The following is a 734-nucleotide window of genomic DNA, read 5'->3' as shown; positions in this document are numbered from 1 at the left end:
GGCGTTCCGTACATCATCGTGTTCCTGAACAAATGCGACATGGTTGATGACGAAGAGCTGCTGGAACTGGTTGAAATGGAAGTTCGTGAACTTCTGTCTCAGTACGACTTCCCGGGCGACGACACGCCGATCGTTCGTGGTTCTGCTCTGAAAGCGCTGGAAGGCGACGCTGAGTGGGAAGCGAAAATCATCGAACTGGCGGGCTTCCTGGATTCTTACATCCCGGAACCAGAGCGTGCGATTGACAAGCCGTTCCTGCTGCCGATCGAAGACGTATTCTCCATCTCCGGTCGTGGTACCGTTGTTACCGGTCGTGTAGAACGCGGTATCATCAAAGTTGGCGAAGAAGTTGAAATCGTTGGTATCAAAGACACCGCTAAGTCTACCTGTACTGGCGTTGAAATGTTCCGCAAACTGCTGGACGAAGGCCGTGCTGGTGAGAACGTTGGTGTTCTGCTGCGTGGTATCAAACGTGAAGAAATCGAACGTGGTCAGGTACTGGCTAAGCCGGGTTCTATCAAGCCGCACACCAAGTTCGAATCTGAAGTGTACATTCTGTCCAAAGACGAAGGCGGCCGTCATACTCCGTTCTTCAAAGGCTACCGTCCGCAGTTCTACTTCCGTACTACTGACGTGACTGGTACCATCGAACTGCCGGAAGGCGTTGAGATGGTAATGCCGGGCGACAACATCAAAATGGTTGTTACCCTGATCCACCCGATCGCGATGGACGA

The 734-nt window shown here is 52.6% G+C and carries 1 protein-coding gene; it reads left to right on the top strand.

Annotated features, from left to right (window positions below; all coding sequences use genetic code 11):
- The coding region (locus M989_RS24005) for an elongation factor Tu (RefSeq protein WP_064549262.1) at positions 1-734 on the top strand (734 nt) is incomplete at both ends.

This window comes from Kluyvera georgiana ATCC 51603 (assembly GCF_001654985.1).
Taxonomy (GTDB): domain Bacteria; phylum Pseudomonadota; class Gammaproteobacteria; order Enterobacterales; family Enterobacteriaceae; genus Kluyvera; species Kluyvera georgiana.
The sequence above is the reverse complement of the archived record's forward strand: the minus strand, read 5'-3'. Positions and strand labels throughout refer to the sequence as shown.